Origin of the sequence: Azospirillum oleiclasticum (assembly GCF_013423485.1) — a bacterium.
Lineage (GTDB): Bacteria > Pseudomonadota > Alphaproteobacteria > Azospirillales > Azospirillaceae > Azospirillum > Azospirillum oleiclasticum.
In genome coordinates, this window is the sequence record NZ_JABFFR010000116.1 from 1 (window position 1) to 433 (window position 433).

Here is a 433-nt window from a genome sequence, read left to right on the forward strand (position 1 = left end):
GGTGAGCCTGCTGGAGACGCTGACGGGTGGTGCGGGCACCGACGCCATCACCATCGGTGCGGCGGGTGCGACGATGACCGTGTCGGCTCTGGAGAGCCTGACCGGTGGCGTCGGCACCGACGTGGTGACGCTGGGTTCCGCCGGCAACACGGTGACGGTGACCGGCGTCGAGACGCTGACCGGCGGCGCTGGCAGCGACGTGGTGACGCTCGGGGCTGCGGGCAGCACCATGACGGTGGTGTCGGGTGTCGAGTTCCTGGTGGGTGGCGTCGGCACCGACGCGATCGCGCTGGGCTCCTCGGGCAACACCTTCACGCTGCGCGGCATCGAGACGCTGACCGGCAACAGCGGCACCGACGTGATCACGCTGGGTGACACCGGCGGCACGGTGACGGTCAACCTGATCGAGAGCCTGGCCGGCGGTGCGGGCACC

1 pseudogene is annotated in these 433 nt (G+C 71.1%); it reads left to right on the forward strand.

Going from position 1 to position 433, the window contains the following annotated elements:
* A pseudogene (locus tag HL658_RS36520) lies at positions 1 to 433 on the forward strand (hypothetical protein); the annotation flags it as partial.